At 59.9% G+C, this 17,966-nt stretch carries 16 protein-coding genes and 1 pseudogene; 12 read left to right on the forward strand and 5 right to left on the reverse strand.

Annotated elements, in window-relative coordinates; all coding sequences use genetic code 11:
• The 7 genes and pseudogenes from AACW30_RS31700 to AACW30_RS30055 form a co-directional block, all read left to right on the forward strand.
• Positions 1–96 (forward strand): hypothetical protein (locus tag AACW30_RS31700; RefSeq protein ID WP_442793498.1); only part of this gene is annotated, 96 nt, incomplete at its 5' end.
• Between the two features lie 158 nt (positions 97–254).
• Positions 255–2,195 (forward strand): type VI secretion system Vgr family protein, encoded by a 1,941-nt coding sequence (locus AACW30_RS30025; protein WP_200624076.1) that lies wholly within the window; start codon positions 255–257, stop codon positions 2,193–2,195.
• Positions 2,196–2,210: 15 nt separating this feature from the next.
• A complete protein-coding gene (locus AACW30_RS30030) occupies positions 2,211–2,645 on the forward strand; it encodes a DcrB-related protein (protein ID WP_200624077.1) in 435 nt (144 codons plus the stop codon).
• Between the two features lie 12 nt (positions 2,646–2,657).
• Complete coding sequence (locus AACW30_RS30035) at positions 2,658–7,004, forward strand: RHS repeat-associated core domain-containing protein (protein ID WP_200624078.1); 4,347 nt, start codon at positions 2,658–2,660, stop codon at positions 7,002–7,004.
• Positions 7,004–7,594: a hypothetical protein gene (locus tag AACW30_RS30040; protein WP_200624079.1), complete on the forward strand. Its 591-nt coding sequence runs from the start codon at positions 7,004–7,006 to the stop codon at positions 7,592–7,594. Before AACW30_RS30035 ends, AACW30_RS30040 begins: the two co-directional genes overlap by 1 nt.
• Positions 7,595–7,649: 55 nt before the next feature.
• Positions 7,650–8,175, forward strand: a pseudogene (locus AACW30_RS30045) (RHS repeat domain-containing protein); the annotation flags it as partial.
• A 227-nt stretch (positions 8,176–8,402) separates the two neighbouring features.
• The gene (locus AACW30_RS30055; protein WP_234452558.1) at positions 8,403–8,768 is read left to right on the forward strand and encodes a hypothetical protein; all 366 of its coding nucleotides are present in this window, start codon (positions 8,403–8,405) and stop codon (positions 8,766–8,768) included.
• 86 nt (positions 8,769–8,854) lie between these two features.
• Here the strand turns inward: AACW30_RS30055 and AACW30_RS30060 are convergent, their stop codons facing one another.
• From AACW30_RS30060 to AACW30_RS30070, 3 genes are all read right to left on the reverse strand, one after another.
• Positions 8,855–9,130: an HU family DNA-binding protein gene (locus AACW30_RS30060; RefSeq protein ID WP_003213368.1), complete on the reverse strand. Its 276-nt coding sequence runs from the start codon at positions 9,128–9,130 to the stop codon at positions 8,855–8,857.
• Between the two features lie 191 nt (positions 9,131–9,321).
• On the reverse strand, positions 9,322–10,470 hold the full coding sequence (locus tag AACW30_RS30065) for an NAD(P)/FAD-dependent oxidoreductase (protein WP_200624081.1): 1,149 nt from the start codon (positions 10,468–10,470) through the stop codon (positions 9,322–9,324).
• Positions 10,471–10,506: 36 nt separating this feature from the next.
• Positions 10,507–10,674, reverse strand: a complete 168-nt coding sequence (locus AACW30_RS30070; protein WP_003213373.1) for a rubredoxin — start codon at positions 10,672–10,674, stop codon at positions 10,507–10,509.
• A 195-nt stretch (positions 10,675–10,869) separates the two neighbouring features.
• On the opposite strand from AACW30_RS30070, the gene AACW30_RS30075 reads away from it, so the two are divergent.
• The gene (locus AACW30_RS30075; RefSeq protein WP_124418775.1) at positions 10,870–11,433 is read left to right on the forward strand and encodes a chorismate--pyruvate lyase family protein; all 564 of its coding nucleotides are present in this window, start codon (positions 10,870–10,872) and stop codon (positions 11,431–11,433) included.
• Complete coding sequence (gene ubiA, locus AACW30_RS30080; protein WP_200624082.1) at positions 11,433–12,323, forward strand: 4-hydroxybenzoate octaprenyltransferase; 891 nt, start codon at positions 11,433–11,435, stop codon at positions 12,321–12,323. The genes AACW30_RS30075 and ubiA overlap by 1 nt, the downstream gene beginning before the upstream one ends.
• A 233-nt stretch (positions 12,324–12,556) precedes the next feature.
• Here the strand turns inward: ubiA and AACW30_RS30085 are convergent, their stop codons facing one another.
• Positions 12,557–12,937, reverse strand: a complete 381-nt coding sequence (locus AACW30_RS30085; protein WP_106575898.1) for a COG4315 family predicted lipoprotein — start codon at positions 12,935–12,937, stop codon at positions 12,557–12,559.
• A 153-nt stretch (positions 12,938–13,090) separates the two neighbouring features.
• Here AACW30_RS30085 and phoB point away from each other — a divergent pair, with 153 nt between their 5' ends.
• The 3 genes from phoB (at position 13,091) to AACW30_RS30100 (ending at position 16,811) form a co-directional block, all read left to right on the forward strand.
• Complete coding sequence (gene phoB, locus AACW30_RS30090) at positions 13,091–13,780, forward strand: phosphate regulon transcriptional regulator PhoB (protein WP_003195617.1); 690 nt, start codon at positions 13,091–13,093, stop codon at positions 13,778–13,780.
• Positions 13,781–13,914: 134 nt separating this feature from the next.
• Positions 13,915–15,201, forward strand: a complete 1,287-nt coding sequence (phoR, locus tag AACW30_RS30095) for a phosphate regulon sensor histidine kinase PhoR (protein ID WP_218877075.1) — start codon at positions 13,915–13,917, stop codon at positions 15,199–15,201.
• A gap of 269 nt (positions 15,202–15,470) precedes the next feature.
• Positions 15,471–16,811, forward strand: a complete 1,341-nt coding sequence (locus AACW30_RS30100; RefSeq protein WP_010207573.1) for a hemolysin family protein — start codon at positions 15,471–15,473, stop codon at positions 16,809–16,811.
• Positions 16,812–16,990: 179 nt separating this feature from the next.
• Here the strand turns inward: AACW30_RS30100 and AACW30_RS30105 are convergent, their stop codons facing one another.
• On the reverse strand, positions 16,991–17,887 hold the full coding sequence (locus AACW30_RS30105; RefSeq protein ID WP_106575900.1) for a response regulator: 897 nt from the start codon (positions 17,885–17,887) through the stop codon (positions 16,991–16,993).
• Positions 17,888–17,966: the final 79 nt, after the last annotated feature.

A 17,966-nucleotide genomic window follows, 5' to 3' on the forward strand; every position in this document is an offset into this window, starting at 1 on the left:
CGCGAGTTCCTCACCCGCATGCTCGAAGGCAAGGCGCTGGCGGGCGTGCGGATCAGCACGCGGGATAACGAATTGCACTACGACTTCAACGATTGACCTGACGGAATGCGATCAAAACTGTGGGAGCGGGCTTGCTCGCGAAGACGGCGTATCAGTTGATGCATCCGGTGACTGATTCACCGCGTTCGCGAGCAAGCCCGCTCCCACAGTTGGAGCCGGTTCCTACAGTTATTACGCAATTTACGGGTTAACCGATGCTATTCAACCAAGCCTCACGCCTGGCCAAAGTCACCAGCCCTCTCGGGCCGGATGTGCTGCTGCTCAATGAAATGGGCGGCGGCGAAGAGCTGGGGCGGCTGTTCAACTATGAGCTGCAACTGACCTCGCTGGACGCCAACATCGACCTCAACCAGTTGCTGGGCAAGCCGATGAGCGTCGGCCTGCAACTGGCGGACGGTGGCGAGCGGCACTTCCACGGCATCGTCGCACGGTGCAGTCAGAACATCGACCAAGGCCAGTTCGCCAGTTATCAGGTGACGCTGCGCCCGTGGTTCTGGCTGCTGAGCCGCACTTCGGACTGCCGGATTTTCCAGAACCAGAGCATCCCGCAGATCATCAAGCAGGTGTTTCGCGACCTGGGTTTTTCCGACTTCGAAGACGCCCTGAGCCGGCCGTACCGCGAGTGGGAATACTGCGTGCAGTACCGCGAGACCAGCTTCGATTTCGTCAGCCGCTTGATGGAGCAGGAAGGCATTTACTACTTCTTCCGCCATGAACCGGACCGCCATGTGCTGGTGCTGGCCGACGCCTATGGCGCCCACACCAAGGTGCCGGGCTACGCGTCGATTCCGTATTACCCCAAGGACGAGCAGCAGCGCGAACGCGACCACATGCACAACTGGCACCTGGCGCACGAAGTGCAACCGGGCTCACTGGAGCTCAACGACTATGACTTCCAGCGCCCCAGCGCCAGCATCGACGTGCGCTCGGCGATGCCGCGCCCTCACACTGCCGGCGACTATCCGCTGTACGACTACCCCGGCACCTATGTGCAAAGCGAAGACGGCGAGCACTATGCGCGCACTCGCATCGAAGCCCTGCAAACCCTGCATGAACAGATCGAGTTCAGCGGCAATGCGCGTGGCCTCGGCTCAGGCCACCTGTTCAGCCTGACCGGCTTCAGCCGCCAGGACCAGAACCGCGAATACCTGATCGTCGGCTGTCGCTATTACATCGTTCAGGAAAGCCTGGAAAGCGGCGGCGGCTCGGGTTCGGCGCAATTCGAAAGCAGCCTCACGTGCATCGACGCCCAGCAAAGCTTCCGCCCGCTGGCAAACACCCACAGACCAATCGTCAAAGGCCCGCAGACCGCCTTGGTGGTCGGCCCCAAAGGCGAGGAAATCTGGACCGACCAATACGGCCGCGTAAAGGTGCACTTCTACTGGGACCGCCACGACCAATCCAACGAAAACAGCTCGTGCTGGATTCGTGTCTCGCAATCCTGGGCCGGTAAAAACTGGGGCTCGATGCAGATCCCGCGTATCGGCCAGGAAGTGATCGTGAGCTTTCTGGAAGGAGACCCGGACCGGCCGATCATCACCGGCCGGGTGTACAACGCCGAGCAGACGGTGCCTTACGACCTGCCGGAAAACGCCACACAGAGCGGCATGAAAAGCCGTTCGAGCAAGGGCGGCACGCCGGCCAACTTCAATGAAATCCGCATGGAGGACAAGAAGGGTCTGGAGCAGTTGTATATCCATGCCGAGCGCAATCAGGACATCGTGGTGGAGGTGGATGAAAGCCACTCGGTGGGGCATGACCGCAACAAGAGCATCGGGCATAACGAGACGGTGACCATCGGGAATAACCGTACGCGCATCGTCAAGCAGCAGGACGTCCTCTTGGTCGGTCAGAGGAAGACCGACAGCATCAGCCAGAGCTACATCATCGAAGTGGGTGAAAACCTGCGCCTGGTCTGCGGCAAAAGCATCCTGGAGCTGAACGCCAGTGGGCAGATCAACCTCACCGGCGTGAATATCAGCTTTTATGCCAGCGGCGATGCCGAGTTCAACACCGGCGGCGTACTGCATCTGAATAACGAACACGGGCCCGGCGCCACGCCCGATGGCCAGGGCATCAAAAAAAGCATCGACGCCAATATTGAAGCCGTCTTCCCCGCGCCTAAAAGCTCCTGACGAGACCCGTTTGCCATGACGTACCGAATCAACGAATTCCAGTTCCAACTGCCTGCGGGCGAGCTGCAAGACGCGTCGATCAACATCCTCAAGTTCCCTGAGCTGGGCACGTCCTTGATCATCAGCCGCAGCTTCCTCACCGACGGCGAAACCCTGCACAGCAATTTCGACGACCAGCTCAAGCGCCTGGAAAAACAGGTGCAGGACTTGCGCTGCCAGCCGAGCGTTTCCGTGCGTTTGGGTGCAGCCCAGGAAGTGGAAGGCATCGAGCTGCGCAGCCAGTTCAACAAGGGCAACGACAAAGTGTTCCAGTATCAACTGGCCTTGGTGTTGCCGGGAACGCGCAAGATGCTCGCCTTGAGTTATGTGAAGGCGGACACGCTTGGGGATGCCGAGGCGGCGCATTGGGCGACGATTAAGAACTCACTGTCGTTCGACGCTATTTCTTGATGAGCAGCCTGCATGTCTGACGCGTTATGGGCGGCCCGAATGGGCGATGCGCTGTCCCACACCTCGATGATGGCGGACATCCTCGGTGGTGTGCTGGAAGTGGCGGCCAATATCGCGATCACTGCGGTGGCGACGGCTGCCGTGGTGGCAGCCACCGGCATTACTGTGGCCACCGGCGGCCTCGGCTGCTTCGTGCTGGGCGCGGTAGTGGGCACGATTGTCGGCCTCGCCATGAGCAAGAGTGGTGCGGACAAAGGCCTGACCAAGATATGCGATGCCTTTAGCAACGCCCTGTTTCCTCCCTCGGTGCAGGCGAACATTCTCACCGGTTCCACCGATACCCTCACCAATAACCTGCCTGCCGCCCGCGCGGCCGGGGCGATCAGCTCCCATGTCACACCGGCCGGCACCGAGCTGGAAGCGTCCAAGCCTGAACCAGAACCCAGCTACCTGGACATGGCCGAAGGTTTCTTCTCGCAGATGTGGCGCCCCACCGTCGCGACGCCCGCGCCGGGCGCCGTGCCGAAGCCGCTGGACCTGGTCGTGTGCATGAAGCACCCGCCAATGCCGCCGCAGTTTCTTGCCGAAGGTTCGGAAAAGGTTACGGTCAATGGTCAACCTGCCGTGCGCAGCGGTGATCGCAGTACCTGCGATGCGACGGTGGTGTCGTCCGGCTTGATCTCATCCAACGTGGCCATCGGCGGCGGCTCGGTGGTGGTGCGTGAAATTCGCAGCGGCAAGACCCCGGGTGTCGGCCTGGCGGTCACGGCGTTGTTGATGCTCAAGGGCAGCAAGGGCAAGTTCTTCAGCAAGTTGCCGTGCATGTTGGTCAGCGGCGCGACCTCGATGGCAATCAGCAGTGCGATGGGGGCTGCGGCCAACGCCGCGATGGGCTCGTCGAACCCGGTGCATGCTGCGACGGGCGCGAAGATACTCGGCGATGTCGAGGAACTGGATTTCGTGCTGCCGGGTATCCTCCCGATTGACTGGCAGCGCTTTTACAACAGCCGCGACGAACGCCAAGGCAGCCTGTTCGGTGCCGGTTGGAGTGTGGCCTTCGAGGTGTGCGTCGACATCCAGCCGCATCCCGAGGGCGGCGAAACGCTGGTCTACACCGATGAACAGGGCCGGCCCATCGACATGGGTTCGATTCCGTTGGGCGGCGCAGAATTCAGTGCCGGTGAAGGGCTCGCGGTACGGCGACACCTGAATGGGCAGTTGCTGATCGAAAGTGACGACGGCGTGTACCGCTTGTTCGAGCCGACACCGGCAAACCCGTCGCGACTGCGCCTGAGCCAGTTGGGTGACCGTAACGACAACCGCATTTATCTCGACTATGACGACGCCGGGCGCCTGGTGCATCTGCGCGATACGTTCGATCTGGTGCAGGTTGAGCTGATCCGTGATCAGGGCCATGTGACCCACATCGAACGCCTCTATCCGGATCAACATCGTGAATTGCTGGTCAGTTATGGCTATGACGCCGAGGGCAATCTGGCGCAGGTGCGCGACGCAACCGGCCAGGTGCAGCGACGCTTCGCCTACGATGCCGGGCGGCGCATGGTTGAGCATCAATTGCCCACCGGGTTGCGCTGCTTCTATGAGTGGGCGTTGATTGAAGGCCTGGAATGGCGTGTGGTCCGGCACTGGACCGATGAGGGCGACGCCTACCAGTTCGACTACGACTTGCAGGCGGGCCTGACCCGCATCACCGACGGTTTGCAACGCGTCAGCACTCGGCACTGGAACACTCAGTACCAGATCATTCAATACAGCGACAATCTCGGCCAGACCTGGCTGTTCGAATGGAACGACGAACGCCAGTTGCTCGGCGCCACCGACCCGCAAGGCGGCCGCTATGAGTACAGCTACGATGAGAGCGGCAACCTGATCGGCGAAACCGACCCGCTCGGGCGCAGCGACTCCACCTTATGGCTGGAGCACTGGGCGTTACCGCTGGTGGAGACCGACGCCGCCGACAACAGTTGGCAGTATCGCTATGACCCGCGCGGCAACTGCATCGCCGAGACCGATCCGCTGGGTTACATCACCCGCTATCGTTATGACGCCCACGGCCAGGTCGTGGAAATCATCGACGCCACCGGCAAAAGCAAACAACTGCGCTGGAACCCGTTCGGGCAACTGGTCGAGCATATTGATTGCTCGGGCTACCCAACGCGCTTCAGCTACGACGAGCGCGGTTATTTGCAGCTCATCACCGATGCCCTCGGTGAACGTACCCAATTCAGCTACGACGCCCAGGGCCGATTGCTCAGCAGCCAACTGCCGGACGGCCGCACCGAACATTTCCAGCGCGATGCCAGCGGGCAGTTGGTGGGCTATACCGATCCCGCCGGGCACACCACGCTCTATCAACATAACCGGCGTGGCCAGGTGCGCCAGCGCACCGACGCCCATGGTCGCCAGGTGCAGTTCGGCTACGACAGCTACGGGCGTCTGCAAGCGTTGGTCAATGAAAACGGTGAAAGCTATCGGTTTGCGTGGGATGCCGGCGATCGGCTGGCTGAACAGCAAGACCTCGACGGCAGCGCCAAGCGCTACGACTACGACCGGCTGGACAACATCACAGCGGTGACTGCCGTTCCGGCGCCTTATGGCAATGGCTTGGCGGTGGTCCCCGAAACGCCGCCAGCGCCTATCGTTCATCGGCTGGAGCGTGATGCGGTCGGCCGACTGGTCGCCAAGACCACCGACGATGGCCGCACTGAGTACAGCTACGATGCGGTGGATCAGCTCACGGCGGTCACCTTCACTGATCTGCAAGGCAATGCCCAGGCGTTGGCTTTCGCCTACGACGCTGTCGGCCAGTTGCTTGCCGAACAAAGTGCCGGCGGCAAGCTGCAACATCACTACGACGAACTCGGCAACCTGATCCAGACCCAACTGCCGGACGGGCGCTGGCTCAATCGCCTGTACTACGGCAGCGGCCACCTGCACCAGATCAACCTCGACGGCCAGGTCATCAGCGACTTCGAACGCGACCGCCTGCACCGCGAAGTGCTGCGCACCCAAGGCCAGCTCAGCACCCGCAGCGAATACGACCGCAGCGGCCGCCTGCGCTCACGCCAACGCCGCCTTAACAGCCAGCCATCGCTGATGCCTGCAGCGACGCAAAAGCAGTTCGAATACGACCCCGCCGACAACCTGATCGGCAAACTCGACCAGCAACCCGCCGCGCAACATCGTCAACTGCTGCACTACGACGCCACCGGCCGCATCATCGCAAGCCAGGACAACCTGCACGGCCAGCGCGAAACCTTCGCCTACGACACCGCCGCCAACCTGCTCGACGGCCCGCAGACGGGCGCCGGCTTAGTGGTGCATAACAAGCTGCTGACCTATCAGGACAAGCGTTATCGCTACGATGCGTTTGGACGGATGATCGAAAAACGCAGCGCCAAACGCGGCGTGCAGCGGTTTGTGTATGACGCAGAAAGCCGGTTGGTTGAAGTGCGTAATGAAAGCGGCAGCGTGGTCAGGATGGTCTACGACCCGCTGGGGCGGCGGGTTGAAAAAACCGAGCACGGCAGCGATGGGTATCCGTTGGGGGAAACCCGGTTCATGTGGGATGGGCTGCGGTTGTTGCAGGAGCACAAGCACAGTCAAACCAGTCTTTATGTGTATGAAGACGACGGCGGCTATCAACCGTTGGCCCGCGTCGACGGTGACGGCCCACTGCAGAAAATTCGTTACTACCACAACGACCTGAACGGGTTGCCGGAGCAACTGACCGAAGCTGACGGACACAGCGTCTGGCAGGCGACTTATCGGGTGTGGGGCAACACGCTGGAAGAGGTGCGCGAGCCTTATTACATCGAGGAGCAAAATCTAAGGTTTCAGGGCCAGTATCTGGACCGGGAGACGGGGCTGCATTTCAATACGTTCAGGTTTTATGATCCGGATGTGGGGCGGTTTACGACGCCGGATCCGATTGGGTTGGCGGGAGGACTGAACCTCTATCAATACAGCCCAAATCCCGTCGGCTGGATCGATCCTTGGGGTTGGAGTTGCGTTCAGTTCAAACGCTGGAAACGCGGCCAAGCCATAGACAAACCGTTGCCTAACGGCAAAGCTCCGGCTTGGGATGTGGTAAGAAATCGGTATTGGAAAAACCGCTATGAAGCTTCAAAAACATCTGGCGAATTCAGTCCGTCTAACATGAGCCGTATGAAGCGTGGTTCGGCACCCCTGGACGCCAACGGCAACTCAATGGAATTGCATCACCACAACCCTCAAAGAAACGGTGGTAGGGATGTGAACAATCCTCGAAACCTGCGTGAGGTCACTCGCGAGCAGCACGCAGCACTGGATGAATTCAGACAGTTAGGAAGCAAGTAATGACCGCTATAGACATCATTAAAAAATTCGTCGAAGGCTCTATTTCACCCAAGGAATTCGAAGAAAAAGTCTACGCAGATGCAACTGTCGAAGCGTTGCTGAAAGCTGAGAAAAACTTGCCAGCGTACGTCAGTGAACCTGATCTCTATACCTATGCAATCAGTCAGGACTTTGGAAATTTTGAGTGCATTTACAATGTTCAAACGCTTCTGTCGGGTGTTCTGAGCAAGCATGGCATTACTCACACGGTGGAAAAAAAGTACGAAAATCTATTTAACCTGACGCTAAAAGTTCAACCAAAGTGGCTGTCCCTATCATCCGACTATCTATCGAACCTAATCGAAGAGCAAAAAAGTCTGAGTCCGAAAGATTTGCAGTCGTGGTTGAAGGAAAAAATAAAAACTGATTTCCGGTGTTTGAAAACACAGCCAAAATGGCTTCAAAGCCCCGAATGGCCAATAGAAAGTGGAAAGCCGATGGTTTTCGTGGGGCAGCTCGACATTAGCGAATTGAGCCACGACAGCGCACAGGCTTACCTTTTTTTTGATGAAGATAAAAAGACCTTCCATACCATCACCCAAGCTTGCTGATGAGCAGTTAAGTGGGAAACATCTAAATTTACAATCAAATAAATCCCTACCCTTTGGCAATTCCCAAGCCCTGCGCTTCGCCTACGAAGTCCACGGTCAGTTGCTCGCCGAGCGAGTGCCGGCGGCCACCTGCACCAGATCAACCTCGACGGCCAGGTGATCAGCGATTTCGAACGCGACCGCAGCGGCCGCCTGCGCTCACGCCAACGCCGCCTTAACAGCCAGCCATCGCTGATGCCTGCGGCGACGCAAAAGCAGTTCGAATACGACCCCGCCGACAACCTGCTCGACGGCCCGCAGACGGGCGCCGGGTTGGTGGTGCATAACAAGCTGCTGACCTATCAGGACAAGCGTTATCGCTACGATGCGTTTGGACGGATGATCGAAAAACGCAGCGCCAAACGCGGCGTGCAGCGGTTTGTGTATGACGCCGAAAGCCGGTTGGTTGAAGTGCGTAATGAAGCGGCAGCATGGTCAGGATGGTCTACGACCCGCTGGGGCGACGGGTTGAAAAAACCGAGCATGGAAGCGATGGGTATCCGTTGGGTGAAACCACGTTCATGTGGGATGGGCTGCGGTTGTACAACAAAAGAAGTAAGGGGTTGGATGCGTGACCCTGATAACTACGAGCTGGAATATTATTCCCACAACCGATCCAAAGGCGCGCTGCTGACTGACAGGTACAAAGACCCCGGTGACTTTATCGGCCCCGCAGAAAAGCCTAAATATTATTAAGGATTATTGGCGGACGAGAATCCAACACTGACAGATGAGATCATGGTCACTATGGCGGCAGGTAACGATCTCGATGAACAAAACCTTAAAACTGAAGCGCACGCCCTACACCAAAAGGCATGGAGTTTACTGCCGGAACCAAAGCCTGAGTGGACCCCCTTATCGTCTTGGGTCACTGGCTCCCTCTTCAACCTTCACTTCGAAAATGGCGAGTTCAACGCAGCCGAGCCATGGGCTCAAAAGACTCTTGAGGGCAGAGTCGGATATAGATACTGGTCCATTAATTAATGTGGGGATGGTATCTCTCGAACTGGGAAGAAGTGCCGGGGCGTATAAATACTTTGATGAAGCTTATAAATTCGGTAAGGCACGCGCCTTTCAAGAAAGACCAAAGAAACATTTGAATTTCTATCTGGATGAAAATAAAAAGAAGCATTGATTGCTCGTCCCCACAAAAAATGAGCACCCAACCCAGTCGGCGTGCCCATTTTTTTCCAACCCGCCTCCCTTCAGACGGTACCGCTCTTACGGGTTGACGCTGTCTTTGAGCGACTTGCCCGGCTTGAACGCAACGGTGTTGCTCGCCTTGATCTTCACCGGCTCACCGGTTTGCGGGTTTTTGCCGGTGCGGGCGCCGCGGTGGCGTTGCAGGAAGGTGCCGAATCCAACCAGTGTGACGCTGTCCTTGCGGTGCAGGGCGCCGGTGATTTCTTCGAGAACGGCGTTGAGGACGCGGTTGGCCTGTTCTTTGGTGAGATCCGCTTTTTCAGCGATGGCGGCTGCGAGTTCTGGTTTACGCATAAGTGAAGCCTCTTTGACGGTTTTTTGTTGTTATGTCCGTGCTGCTCTCTTATGGAGCAGCGCCCAAGGCGCCGCAGGCTCTACTCTGCGGCAGACGGGAGTGAGGATGGCATGCCCTCGCACGCTCCGCCAGTCTCGTGGCGACCTTTATAGAGGTAAGAACGTGCTGATTCCGACAGAACGACCGGTATTTACGCCAGTAACGGCGGAAGTTCTTTGTTCAAGGCCAGTTTTTCCATCACGGCGCTGCCGGTCAGCGCGTAGCCGAGCAGGCGGCCGCTGGCGTCGCGGCACAAGGCCTTGATGTCGGCGCCCTGCCCTTCGACGCTCCACACGCCTTCGGTGCCGCGTGGCGGTGGCGAAACCACCAGTGGGCAGATCGGGGTTTTCACGGTGATCGGCATCGGCCCGTAACTCACGGCCGTGGCGTTGCCGGCCAGGGTCTGGGCCAGGGCGCGGGCGCAGCTCATCAGCGGCATCACATAGAGCAGGTTCAGGCCATCGACCTCGGCGCAGTCGCCCAACGCGTAGATGTTGGCGTGGGAAGTCTTGAGGTGGCGGTCGACCATGATTCCACGGTTGATTTGCAGGCCGGCGGCGGCGGCCAAGTCCACCCGTGGGCGCAGGCCGATGGCCGAAACCACCAGGTCGCAGTGAATCACTTCACCGTCGGACAGGTGAGCCTCCAGGCCGTCAGCCGTGCGCTGCAGGCGATTGAGCACCGGGCCCAGATGGAAACGCGCGCCAAGGCTTTCCAGCCCGGCCTGCACGGCAGCGGCTGCCGCCGGGTGCAGCAGGGTCGGCATGACCTGCTCGCACGGCGCCACCAGGTCGATTTCGTAGCCGCCAAGGATCAGGTCGTTGGCGAACTCACAGCCGATCAGCCCGGCGCCGAGCAGCAGCACCCGGCGTTTGCCGGCGGCGGCGGCACGAAAGCGTGCGTAATCTTCGAGGTCGTTGATGGGGAAAATCAGCTCAGCCGCGTCGCCTTCAACCGGGACACGCACGGTTTCTGCGCCCCAGGCCAGGATCAGGTCGCGGTAGATCACCGCTTCCTCGCCGATCCACAGGCGTTTGTGGCCCGGGTCGATGCCGCTGATGCGGGTGTGGGTGCGCACTTCGGCCTTGAGTTGCTCGGCCATGGCGCCCGGTTCGGCCATGCTCAGGCCGTCGGCTTCCTTGTTCTTGCCAAAGCCGGTGGAGAGCATGGGCTTGGAGTAGGAGCGCCCGTCATCTGCGGTGATCAGCAGCAACGGGGTCTCGCTGTCGAGCTTGCGAAACTCCCGGGCCACGTTGTAACCGGCCAATCCTGTGCCGATGATCACGACAGGTGCGTTCATTCCTTTCTCCTTGAAGTACGTTTCAAAAATCGATGATTAACCGATTTCGATCATTTCGAAATCCATTTTGCCCACGCCGCAGTCCGGGCACAGCCAGTCTTCCGGAACGTCCTGCCACAGGGTGCCCGGTGCGATACCGTCATCCGGCCAGCCGTCTTTTTCGTCATAGATCAGGCCGCAGACTACACATTGCCACTTCTTCATTACTTGCTTCCTCAGGGTCCAGGCATCTTGGCCGACGGTCGATAGACCAACGCTGCCGTGCGGCTCAGGGCGTTTTGTACTGATCGGAGCCGGCAGATGCAAGCATGTTCGGCGCAAACGGCCGGTTCAGCCCGGCAAAAGCTCAGGATGCCATGGTAAGCTCGCCGCCTCTTTTGCTGCCGATACTGACTCACCGTGCCGCACTCAATCGCCCCTCCCGATGCTTGCCAATGGCTGACCCAGAGCCTCCTGAGCCCACTGCCCGCGCCCTTGACCCTTGACTGGCTGTTCGACGAAGGCTCGCTGACGCGCCGGCTGACGGGGCTGTCCGACGATGGCTTCAGCGTGACGCCGCTGTTCGAAGGTTGGCAAGCGCTGCGCGACGATGAATGCGCGGCGCTGAACCTGGCCCCGGCCACTGTCGGTTGGGTGCGCGAGGTGTATCTGCGCGGCCATGGTCAGCCGTGGGTGTTCGCGCGTAGCGTGGCGGCGCGCAGTGCCTTGCAAGGCGACGGGCTGCACATGGACGAACTGGGCAGCCGTTCGCTGGGCGAGTTGCTGTTTTGCGACCACGCCTTCACCCGCCAGGCCATCGAGGTGTGCCACTACCCACGGCAATGGCTGCCGACTGCGGATCAGGCCGACGGGTTATGGGGACGCCGCTCGCGCTTTGATCGCGGGTCGCTGAGCGTGCTGGTGGCGGAAATTTTCCTGCCGGGCTTCTGGCAGGCGTTGCATGACCGTGCGGAGAACTACTGATGTATCAACGTCTGCTCAAATCCCTGAACCACCTGAACCCCAGGGCCTGGGATTTCATTCAGTTGTCCCGCATGGACAAGCCCATCGGCATTTACCTGCTGTTGTGGCCGACGCTGTGGGCGCTGTGGATTGCCGGCAAGGGCTCGCCGTCCTTGCTCAATATCGTGATTTTCGTGCTCGGCGTGGTGCTGACCCGCGCCGGTGGCTGTGTGATCAATGACTGGGCCGATCGCAAGGTCGACGGCCACGTGAAACGCACCGAACAACGCCCACTGGTGAGCGGCAAGATCAGTTCCAAAGAGGCGCTGGTGTTTTTTGCGGTGCTGATGGGCATCAGCTTCCTGCTGGTGTTGCTGACCAACGCCACCACCATCCTGCTGTCACTCGGCGGCCTGGCGTTGGCGGCGAGCTACCCGTTCATGAAGCGCTACACCTATTACCCGCAAGTGGTACTGGGCGCGGCATTTTCGTGGGGCATGCCGATGGCGTTCACCGCTGAGACCGGTCACCTGCCTGCCACGGCGTGGCTGCTGTACATCGCCAACCTGTTGTGGACGGTGGGCTATGACACGTATTACGCGATGACCGACCGCGACGACGACTTGAAGATCGGCGTGAAATCCACTGCCATTCTGTTCGGCGATGCCGACCGCGTGATCATCCTCACGTTGCAAGGTTTGTCGCTGGTCTGCCTGGTGCTGGCGGGTATGCGGTTCGAGTTGGGCGGCTGGTTCCACCTGGGGTTGCTGGCGGCGGCAGGCTGCTTTGCCTGGGAGTTCTGGTACACCCGCGACAAGGACCGGCTGAAATGCTTCAAGGCGTTTTTGCACAACCACTGGGCCGGGTTGGCAATTTTTGTCGGGATCGTGGCGGATTACGCGTTTCGTTGACCCTGTGGGGAGCGGGCTTGTTGTGGCGAGCGGGCTTGCCCCGCGTTGGGCCGCGTAGCGGCCCCTCTCAGGGCCACTGTGTGTTGTCACAGAGACCGAGGCGTCAGGTTTCAGGGCTGCTTCGCAGCCCAACGCGGGGCAAGCCCGCTCGCCACGACAGGCCCTCAGCCCACGACAAGCCCGTTGCTTTAACCGGCCTGCTCGCCACAACCAGCTCGCTGGCCGTTAGGTGATCAGGGCTTGGCGACCTTCCAGGCACCGTCCATTTTGCCGTCACCGGTCATGTCACCGGCCTTCTTGTCCATCACGAAGGTGTAAAGCGGCTTGCCGCTGTAGGCCCATTGGCTTTTTTGATCATCACGGGTGATGACGGTCCACTTGCCCATCGGCTTGTCGGTGGATTCGGCCATCAACGGCGGCCAGTTGGTGGCGCACTTGTCGTTGCACATGGACTTGTCACCCGAGTCCTTGGCAAAGGTGTAGAGCGTCATGCCCTTGTGGTCCACCAGCATGCCGTCTTTGGTCATCGCCGGCTCCGCCGCAAACGCCAGTGTCGGCAGCGTCAACGCGGCCGTTACCAGCAGGGCTTTCCAGGAAAAAGTACTGTGAGTCATCGGAACCTTCCTTTTGTGGTTGTCAGGATTCGGACCCAAAGGGTAGTCCAGAGTGCCGAGAATTGCCCAAGCGACTAAATTACTGTCACACGACTGCAATAATTCCGTTATCTAATGCGGCGCAAGACAGTTAAATGACAAGAGGATTTAGGCATGGTTGGCAGGAGCATTCTGATCGTTGACGACGAAGCGCCCATTCGCGAGATGATCGCCGTTGCGTTGGAAATGGCCGGCTATGACTGCCTGGAGGCGGAGAACTCCCAGCAGGCCCATGCCATTATCGTCGACCGCAAGCCGGACCTGATCCTGCTGGACTGGATGCTGCCCGGCACTTCCGGCATCGAGCTGGCACGCCGCCTCAAGCGTGACGAGCTGACCGGGGACATCCCGATCATCATGCTCACGGCCAAAGGCGAAGAGGACAACAAGATCCAGGGCCTGGAAGTTGGCGCCGATGACTACATCACCAAGCCATTTTCCCCACGCGAGCTGGTTGCCCGCCTGAAGGCCGTGCTGCGCCGTGCTGGCCCTACCGATGGCGAAGCGCCGATCGAAGTCGACGGCCTGATCCTGGACCCGATCAGCCACCGCGTGACCATCGATGGCAAGCCAGCCGAGATGGGCCCGACCGAATACCGTCTGCTGCAATTTTTCATGACCCACCAGGAACGCGCCTACACCCGTGGCCAACTGTTGGACCAGGTGTGGGGCGGCAATGTGTATGTGGAAGAGCGCACCGTCGACGTGCACATCCGCCGCCTGCGCAAAGCTTTGGGCGACGCCTACGAGAATCTGGTACAAACCGTGCGCGGCACCGGCTATCGGTTTTCAACCAAAGGTTGAAAGCAGCTAAAAGCAGTTAGCTACAAGCGGAGTTGAAGCCCATCGGCTCTGACTTGAAGCTTGCAGCCTGAAAATTTTCACTGTCCGAAGGACCGATTGTGAACCAGAACTGGCATGGCACCCTGATCCGCCACATGCTGTTATTGATCACCGGCTGCCTGGTGGTCGGCCTGGTCAGCGGCCAATACGGCTGGAGCCTGGCCGTCGGCATCGGTCTGTACCTGGGCTGGACCCTCAAACAGCTGCTGCGCCTGCATGAATGGCTGCGCCAGCACAAACCCGACGAAGCACCGCCTGACGGCTACGGCCTGTGGGGCGAGGTGTTCGACAGCATCTACCACTTGCAACGTCGTGACCAACGGGTTCGCGGGCGTCTGCAGGCGGTGATCGACCGGGTGCAGGAATCCACCGCCGCGCTCAAGGACGCGGTGATCATGCTCGACAGCGACGGCAACCTGGAATGGTGGAACCGCGCCGCCGAAACCCTGCTGGGCCTCAAGACGCCCCAGGACAGCGGCCAGCCGGTGACCAACCTGGTGCGCCACCCGCGCTTCAAGGAATACTTCGAGCAGGACAATTACGAAGAAGCCCTGGAAATCCCCTCGCCCACCAATGACCGCGTGCGCATCCAGCTGTACCTGACGCGCTACGGCAACAACGAGCACCTGATGCTGGTGCGCGACGTGACCCGCATCCACCAGCTGGAACAGATGCGCAAAGACTTCGTCGCCAACGTCTCCCACGAACTGCGCACGCCGTTGACGGTGATCTGCGGCTACCTGGAGACGCTGCTGGACAACGTCGACGAGATCAACCCGCGCTGGAGCCGCGCCCTGCAGCAAATGCAGCAACAGGGCTCGCGCATGCAGACCCTGCTCAACGACCTGCTGTTGCTGGCCAAGCTTGAGGCCACCGATTACCCGTCGGACAACCATCCCGTCGCTGTGCAGAGCCTGTTGCAGACCATCAAGAATGACGCCCAGGCGCTATCCGGCGAGCGCGGGCAGCAGATCAGCCTGGACGCCGACCCGCTGGTGCTGCTCAAAGGCAGCGAGGGCGAGTTGCGCAGCGCGTTTTCCAACCTGGTGTTCAACGCCGTGAAGTACACCCAGGACAAGGGCAATATCCGCATTCGCTGGTGGGCCGATGAACACGGCGCACACCTGAGCGTGCAGGACTCCGGCATCGGCATCGACGCCAAACACTTGCCGCGCCTGACCGAGCGCTTCTACCGCGTCGACTCCAGCCGCAACTCCAACACCGGCGGCACCGGGCTGGGCCTGGCCATCGTCAAGCATGTGCTGTTGCGCCATCGCGCACGGCTGGAAATCAGCAGTGTGCTGGGGCATGGCAGCACGTTTACCTGCCACTTTCCGCCGACGCAGGTGACGCGTTCGCGGGTGATCGGCACAGATGAATAACCCGAAAGCGACGCTGGGTTAAGTGTGGGAGCTGGCTTGCCTGCGATGGCGGTGGGTCAGCTGAAAATACGCCAACTGACAGTCCGTTATCGCAGGCAAGCCAGCTCCCATACTGGACTTGCATCGTTTCCAGGAACGCATTCCTTGCCCCGCCCGGCAGCGAGCACTAGGCAAGCGCCCCGTCAGCCGCTACATTGGCCGACTTGCGCCTGCCTTACAGGCCCTTCTGTCACTCCTTATTGAACACACGGAACCTGCAAAACCCCATCATGGACCCTTCCCCTGGTATCACCCTCGCCACACTCTTCGCCGACTTCGGCATGATTCTTTTTGCACTGATCCTGGTACTGCTCAACGGTTTCTTCGTTGCGGCGGAATTCGCCATGGTCAAACTGCGCGCCACCCGGGTCGAGGCCATCGCCCACAAGAACGGCTGGCGCGGGCAGATCCTGCGCACCGTGCACAGCCAGCTCGACGCCTACCTGTCGGCCTGCCAGCTGGGTATCACCCTTGCCTCCCTGGGCCTGGGCTGGGTCGGTGAACCGGCTTTTGCGCATATCCTCGAGCCGTTGCTGGGCGCGGTGGGCGTAGAGTCGCCGGAAGTGATCAAGGGCGTGTCGTTCTTTGCCGCCTTCTTTGTGATCTCCTACCTGCACATCGTGGTGGGTGAATTGGCGCCTAAATCCTGGGCCATCCGCAAACCCGAGTTGCTGTCGCTGTGGACCGCGGTGCCGTTGTACCTGTTCTACTGGGCGATGTACCCGGCGATTTACCTGCTCAACGCCAGCGCAAACGCCATCTTGCGTATTGCCGGCCAAGGCGAGCCTGGCCCGCACCATGAGCACCATTACAGCCGTGAAGAACTCAAGCTTATCCTGCACTCCAGCCGTGGCCAGGACCCGAGCGACCAAGGCATGCGTGTACTCGCCTCCGCCGTGGAAATGGGCGAACTGGAAGTGGTGGACTGGGCCAACTCTCGCGAAGACCTGGTCACCCTGGACTTCAACGCCCCGCTCAAGGAAATCCTAGCGCTGTTCCGCCGCCACAAATTCAGCCGCTACCCGGTGTATGACGCGGTGCGCAACGAGTTTGTCGGCCTGCTGCACATCAAGGACTTGCTGCTGGAACTGGCGGCTCTGGACCACATCCCCGAGTCGTTCAACCTGGCCGAGCTGACCCGCCCGCTGGAGCGCGTATCGCGCCATATGCCGTTGTCGCAGTTGCTGGAGCAGTTCCGCAAAGGCGGCGCGCACTTTGCTCTGGTAGAGGAAGCCGACGGCAAGATCATCGGCTACCTGACCATGGAAGACGTGCTGGAAGTGCTGGTCGGCGATATCCAGGACGAACACCGCAAGGCCGAACGCGGCATTCTCGCCTACCAACCGGGCAAACTGCTGGTGCGTGGCGACACGCCGCTGTTCAAGGTGGAACGCCTGCTGGGCGTCGACCTGGACCACATCGAAGCCGAAACCCTCGCCGGGCTGATCTACGACACCCTCAAACGCGTGCCGGAAGAGGAAGAAGTGCTGGAGGTTGAAGGCTTGCGAATCATCATCAAGAAGATGAAAGGGCCCAAGATCGTGCTGGCCAAGGTGCTGTTGCTGGATTGATCTGCAAAGTTGATGGCCGTGCACCTTCGGCCAAACAATGAAAATCAACCTGTGGGAGCGGGCTTGCTCGCGAAAGCGCTGGTTCAGTCGATTCATTCAATGACTGAGAGTCCGCATTCGCGAGCAAGCCCGCTCCCACATTTAGTGTGTGATGTTTATCGACAGCGTCTGCGCTGTGATCACGCACCCGGCACAAAGTGCTTCTGCGCCGTGCCGCGTGCGATCAGGCGGGAGATGTAGTCGAGTTTCTGCGCGTCCTGGTCGATAAACCGGAAGGTCAGCTGCAGCCAGTCGCTGTCGGGCTTGGGCTCGTAGGCGACGACGGCGTGCAGGTAGCCGTTGAGGCGTGCCACTTCGGCGTTGTCGCCTTGCTCAAGATCGAGTACCGCACTTTCCAGTACCTGCGGCAGGACTTCACCACGGCGCACCACCAGCAGCGCTTCCTTGATGCTCAGCGCTTTGATCACGCATTGCTGGGTGCCGCTGGACAGGCGCAGTTGGCCTTGGCCACGGCCGCCGGCCGGCGATGCCGCTGGCGTTTGCACCGGCGGGCTATTGAGCAGGCCTTTGCTTGGCGCAGCCACCGGCGCCGGTTTCACGGCTTCAGGCTTGCCGCCGGTCAGGGCGCTCAGGGAGTCGTTGCCAAAAGCCGAATTCATTTTGGTCGGCGCACTGGCGATCAGCGCGTCGAGGCGACCGATCTTGTGCAGGGCCTGCTTGACCTTGTTCAGCAATTGCTCGTTGGTGAACGGCTTGCTGACGTAGCCGGAGACGCCGGCCTGAATGGCCTGCACCACGTTTTCCTTGTCGCCACGGCTGGTCACCATCACGAACGGCATGGCTTTGAGATGGGCCTGCTCGCGGCACCAGGTCAGCAACTCCAAGCCTGACATCTCGGGCATTTCCCAGTCGCACAGCACCAGGTCGAAGGTCTCGCGCATCAGGATGGATTGCGCCTTTTTGCCGTTCACCGCATCTTCGATCTTGATCCCCGGAAAGTAGTTGCGCAGGCACTTCTTCACCAGGTCGCGGATAAACGAGGCATCGTCCACCACCAATACACTGACTTTACTCATCGACCCTTCATCCTATAAAAACTTCGGCACGCAAAACGCCTGACTGATGGCATTTTGCCAAAACTCGCGGGTCACAGAA

The organism is Pseudomonas sp. MF6747 (assembly GCF_963890955.1).
In the GTDB taxonomy this organism is placed as follows: Bacteria; Pseudomonadota; Gammaproteobacteria; order Pseudomonadales; family Pseudomonadaceae; genus Aquipseudomonas.

Excerpts from the sequence above, each read along its gene's own strand:
- AACW30_RS30105 (WP_106575900.1), bottom strand. The coding sequence starts at position 17,887 with ATGAGTAAAGTCAGTGTATTGGTGGTGGACGATGCCTCGTTTATCCGC.
- AACW30_RS30030 (WP_200624077.1), top strand. The coding sequence starts at position 2,211 with ATGACGTACCGAATCAACGAATTCCAGTTCCAACTGCCTGCGGGCGAG.
- AACW30_RS30065 (WP_200624081.1), bottom strand. The coding sequence starts at position 10,470 with ATGAACGCACCTGTCGTGATCATCGGCACAGGATTGGCCGGTTACAAC.
- phoB (WP_003195617.1), top strand. The coding sequence starts at position 13,091 with ATGGTTGGCAGGAGCATTCTGATCGTTGACGACGAAGCGCCCATTCGC.
- phoR (WP_218877075.1), top strand. The coding sequence starts at position 13,915 with ATGCTGTTATTGATCACCGGCTGCCTGGTGGTCGGCCTGGTCAGCGGC.
- AACW30_RS30085 (WP_106575898.1), bottom strand. The coding sequence starts at position 12,937 with ATGACTCACAGTACTTTTTCCTGGAAAGCCCTGCTGGTAACGGCCGCG.
- AACW30_RS30025 (WP_200624076.1), top strand. The coding sequence starts at position 255 with ATGCTATTCAACCAAGCCTCACGCCTGGCCAAAGTCACCAGCCCTCTC.
- AACW30_RS30040 (WP_200624079.1), top strand. The coding sequence starts at position 7,004 with ATGACCGCTATAGACATCATTAAAAAATTCGTCGAAGGCTCTATTTCA.
- AACW30_RS30100 (WP_010207573.1), top strand. The coding sequence starts at position 15,471 with ATGGACCCTTCCCCTGGTATCACCCTCGCCACACTCTTCGCCGACTTC.
- AACW30_RS30070 (WP_003213373.1), bottom strand. The coding sequence starts at position 10,674 with ATGAAGAAGTGGCAATGTGTAGTCTGCGGCCTGATCTATGACGAAAAA.
- AACW30_RS30055 (WP_234452558.1), top strand. The coding sequence starts at position 8,403 with ATGAACAAAACCTTAAAACTGAAGCGCACGCCCTACACCAAAAGGCAT.
- ubiA (WP_200624082.1), top strand. The coding sequence starts at position 11,433 with ATGTATCAACGTCTGCTCAAATCCCTGAACCACCTGAACCCCAGGGCC.
- AACW30_RS30035 (WP_200624078.1), top strand. The coding sequence starts at position 2,658 with ATGTCTGACGCGTTATGGGCGGCCCGAATGGGCGATGCGCTGTCCCAC.
- AACW30_RS30060 (WP_003213368.1), bottom strand. The coding sequence starts at position 9,130 with ATGCGTAAACCAGAACTCGCAGCCGCCATCGCTGAAAAAGCGGATCTC.